Origin of the sequence: Pelomonas sp. KK5, assembly GCF_001984095.1 — a bacterium.
GTDB lineage: Bacteria > Pseudomonadota > Gammaproteobacteria > Burkholderiales > Burkholderiaceae_C > KK5.
The window spans coordinates 1-4336 of the sequence record NZ_LYVQ01000350.1; the positions used below are offsets into that span (position 1 = coordinate 1).

Annotated in this window: 2 protein-coding genes; both read right to left on the reverse strand. The window is 69.3% G+C overall.

Going from position 1 to position 4336, the window contains the following annotated elements; all coding sequences use genetic code 11:
• Positions 1–33: 33 nt before the first annotated feature.
• Positions 34–1662, reverse strand: coding sequence for a hypothetical protein (locus tag B0W88_RS30005; RefSeq protein WP_077038176.1), 1629 nt, complete (start codon positions 1660–1662; stop codon positions 34–36).
• Positions 1663–1753: 91 nt separating this feature from the next.
• Positions 1754–4153, reverse strand: coding sequence for a TonB-dependent receptor (locus B0W88_RS30010; protein WP_077038177.1), 2400 nt, complete (start codon positions 4151–4153; stop codon positions 1754–1756).
• Positions 4154–4336 lie beyond the last annotated feature (183 nt).

Here is a 4336-nt window from a genome sequence, read left to right on the forward strand (position 1 = left end):
GGTCCATGGCGGGCTCCTTGGGGCGTTCGTTCTTCAGGCGGCGGCGCTGTCGAGCTGGCGGGCCATCGCGGTCAGCTGCGTGGTGAGCGAAGAGGCCAGCGCGATGTCGACGAAGTCGCTCTGGTCGATGTCGTGCAGCAGCCCGTCGCTGCGCACGAAGGCCAGGTATTCGTCGACGATGCCGCGCGCCTCGTGGTGGCGGGCCTGGCGCTGCGCCGGGTCTTCGGCGTTGACCGCCTCGTCGAGCTTGTCGATCAGGCGCTCGTCCAGCGAGTCCAGCAGCGTGTACAGCAGGCCGGTGTTGGCGGAGATCTCGGCGAAGTCGGGCTCGTCCTTGCACTGCTCCAGCAGCGCCACCTCAAGCCGGCGCAGCTCGGCCTGCACCTGCTTGCGCGCGCGGTCCCAGTCCAGCCGCGTCTGGGTGAAGGCGATCTTCGGGTCGACGCGGCGGCCGGCCGGGGCCAGCATCTGCTCGGCCTGGTCCAGCAGCGCGTGGGCGCCGTCGTACTCGTGCTTGCGCGCGGCCACGCCGGCCTCGCTGACCTTGAGCTTCAGGTCCGCCGGGGCGCCGGCGGCGAGCGCGTCCTTGATGCGCGGCAGCAGCGCGGCCAGGCGGGCGTTGAAGGCCGCAGCGGGATCGACCGCGGGCGGCTCGGCAGCGGGCGGGGGCGCGTGCTCGGCCAGCAGCTTGTCCAGCCGCTCCAGCGCGGTCAGTGCGGCCTTGTAGTTATGTTCCTCGCCCTTCTCTCGGGCGAAATCCATCACCGCGCGGATCCGCGACACATCGCCGCTGCCGGCCTTCAGCGCGGCCAGGGCCAGCGGCGCGAGCCGGGTCAGCTGTTCCTTGAAGCGGGCCTTGTCGGGGTCGGGCGCCTGTTCGTCGGCTTCGTGCTCGCCGCCTTCATCTGCGTCCTCGCCCCTGTCGTCGCTGGCGGTGATCTCCTCGGTGACGTCGTCGTCCTCCTCGCTCTCCTCCTGCTCGGCCTCGTCCTGCGCCTCGCCGAGTTCCGCGTCGATGTCGTTGGGATCGTCCCCGCGCACCCGCACGTTCAGCCGCAGCTCCACCTGGGCCAGCAGCGCGGCCTTGAGCTTCTTGGCCAGGCCGGCCGCCGCGCCCTCGACGACGAAGGTGTGGGCGTTCTCCTCGAACAGGCAGACCGCCTTGATCCAGCGCACGCCGCCGCTGGCGCCCAGCCACTTCAGCATCATCTCGCGCCGGCTGGGGGAGATGGCCTTCTTGGAGAGCAGCACGGCCGTGTCCTTGCCGCCCACCGCGATCAGCGCCTGCGCCTCCGTGCCCTTCTTGATCGCGCGGATCAGCGGGATCATCGCGTGCTGCATCGCCGCGGTGGAATCGCCGTCCTCCTCGGACTCGCGCTCGGCCGCCTTGTCCACCGCCTTCTCCGCATCCTTGCGGTACTTCTTCAGCGGCTTGTACATGTCCTCGAGGTAGGACTCGAGCTTCTTGTCGCCCTTGTTGAGCTTGAGCAGCGCGCGGCCCTGCTCCTCCAGCTCGAACAGCACCTTCAGGTGCTCGGTCGCGCCCTCGTTCTCGGCCTTCTCGGCGGCGGTGAGCGCCTTGACCAGCGCCTCGTCCTTGTAGCCGCGCCCCTTGGCGAATTTCTGCCACTCCTTGACGGTCAGGTATTTGTCGCTGCTCATCGTCCGGTCCCTCTGGCTATGCGCTCGAATCGAGCGTTATGGGACCGTGTTTGTAGCAGGTTCGGGCCGACAGCGCTGCCGGCAAGCGTCATCAGAAGCGGTAGTTCGCCGCCACACCCACCATGCGCGGGGCCAGCGCCGTGCCGTAGTAGTAGGCCGAAGGGTGTCCATCGAAGGAGGCGGCCGGGTAGCTGTGGAAGCGGCTCATCTCGGTGCGATTGTTCAGCGCGTTCTTCAGGTAGACGCTCCAGTCCCAGGCGCCCGCCTTCAGGCCGGCGCGCAGGTTGACGAGGTGCAGCGCGCGCACGTCCTGCGTGGCGGGGTCGTAGTTCTGCGTGCCTTCGCTGCCGACGCGGTCGTAGCCGCTGGCGAACTGGTAGTCGGCGCGGGCGTAGGCCTTGCCGAGGCCCGTCCACTGCCAGCCGTATTCGGCGCCCAGGCTCGCGGTCCAGCGCGGCGTGGGCAGGGCGTCGCCGTCCTTCACCAGGTACTGCACCGGCGACAGGCCCAGCGTATAGCCCTTGTTGGTCACCGACTGGGTGTAGGCGGCGCGGTTGTAGCCGATGGCCGCGTTCAGCGTCACCGCGCGGCTCGGCTTGGCCTGCAGCTCCAGGTCGAAGCCCTTGCTGGTGGCGGTGCCGACGTTGTCGATGTAGCCGAAGCCGCAGGTGGGCAGCATCACCTGGGTCTGCACGTCGCGCCAGTTGATCCAGAACAGGCTGCCCGAGAGCTGCACCGCGCCGCCGGCCAGCGTCTGCCTGGTGCCGGCCTCGTAGCTCCACACCGAGTCCGACTTGTAGATCAGCGGCTCGGCGCTGGCGCCGCCCAGCGCGGCCAGGTCGCCGCCGCAGATCGGGTTGGAGGCCAGCGAGGGATTGGCGCCGCCGGGGCGGAAGCCCTTGGCTGCGGTGGCGTAGAACAGGCTCTGCGGCGTGGCCTGCCAGGCCAGGCCGAGCTTGGGCGTGACGGGGTGTTCCTGGCTGCTGCCGCTGTAGCTGCTGGGGCCGGCGGCCCACCAGCCGTCGAGCGCGCTGTCGAAGGAAGTGGTGGCGCGGGTCAGGCGCAGGCCCATCGAGGCGGTGAGGGTGCCCGTGACCTTGTAGCTGGCCTCGCCGTAGAGCGCCTGCTGCGTGGTGTTGAAGTGGTCGTTCTCGGTGTAGCTGATGTTGCCGCCGAGGGGGTCCTGCGGGCTGTACAGCGCGCCGCTGCCGCCGGTCCAGAGCACGTCGTACATCGAGGACAGCAGGGCAACGTTCTCGAGGATGTCCTGCGCATAGCCCTGCTTCGCGCGCTGGAAGTAGGCGCCGGCGATCCACGAGAGGCGGTCGCCCTTGCCGTCCACCGAGCTGAAGCGCAGCTCGGCCGTCGTCGTGTTCTGGCGGTTGGTCGTGAGGCCGGCGGCGGTGGCGGCGCCCTTGGTGGCGGGCAGCGGCTCCCACAGCGCGGCAGTGGGGAAGCCATCCGGCAGGTTCAGGTTGTTCAGGTACTCGCGGCCTTCGGCGAGGTTGGAGTAGTCGTCGGTGCGGCGCTCGGTGCGGCGCAGGTTCGACACGATCAGCTTGGCGGCGATGCTGTCGAAGTCGTAGTCGGCGGCGATGGACGCGATGCCGAAGCGGTCCTTGGCCGGCTGGGCGATATTGGCCGCGCTCCTGTCCAGCCCCAGCGCCTCGACATAACTGGCACGATCAGCTGACCGGGTGTCCTGGTAGTAGTAGCTCGGCGTGATGCTGAGACGGTCCGTCGGCGTCAGCTTCACCGCGAGGCGGGCCACGCGCGAGTTCTCCGAGTTGATGTTGCGCTTGACCCGCGCGCCGCTGCCGGGCGAGTAGGCGTCCACGTAGCCGCCCTGGTGCTGCTGCCACAGGCTCAGGCGGAAGCCGGCGAGGTCGGTGGCGATCGGCGCGTCGAGCACCAGGCCGGCCTCGACGCTCGGCGCGCCACCCTGCCAGCTCGACAGTTCGCCGTGGACCAGGCCGGTCAGCTCGCCGCGCATCTTCGGCGCCTGCGTGATGAAGCGCACTGCGCCACCTTCGGAACTCGCGCCGTAGAGCGTGCCCTGCGGGCCGCGCAGCACCTCCACGCGGTCGATATCGAATATCTTGGGCATCGCATTGCCGCCGCACAGGATCGGGCAGCTGGCGAAGTTGCCGATCTGCACCGGCACGTCGTCGATGTAGATGCCGGTCGTGGCCTGGCCGATCGGGCTGCTGATGCCGCGGATGGACACGTTCGATTCGCCGGACGGGTCGGGGCTGCTGAGCGTCAGGCCCGGCGTGACGCGGCTGATGTCGGTGATGTCGCGCAGGCTCTGCTTTTCCAGCGCGGCGCCGCTCATGGCGGCCACGCTCATCGGCACCTGGGTGATGACCTGCTCGCGACGTTGGGCGGTGACGGTGACGGTGTCGAGTTGCTGGCTGGCGTCCTGCGACCAGGCATTGGCGACGCACAGCGCGGTGGCCGTCAGGGCGAAGAGTTTCGGGTGGGTCAGCATCTGGTGTCCTTGGGAATACGGGAAAGGTCAACCCGAGAGACTGCTTAATCCGAGTTGTTGCTCGTATTTGATGTCGTGAGGCGCTGGCGGGGCATCGGTGGAAACCCGGGCGATGGTGTGCGACGTGTCGGGTTGGCAGCGCTGCGGCCTGGGCGGCTGCGGGGCTCGGCGGTGGCGGTCTCC

Excerpts from the sequence above, each read along its gene's own strand:
- B0W88_RS30005 (WP_077038176.1), bottom strand. The coding sequence starts at position 1,662 with ATGAGCAGCGACAAATACCTGACCGTCAAGGAGTGGCAGAAATTCGCC.
- B0W88_RS30010 (WP_077038177.1), bottom strand. The coding sequence starts at position 4,153 with ATGCTGACCCACCCGAAACTCTTCGCCCTGACGGCCACCGCGCTGTGC.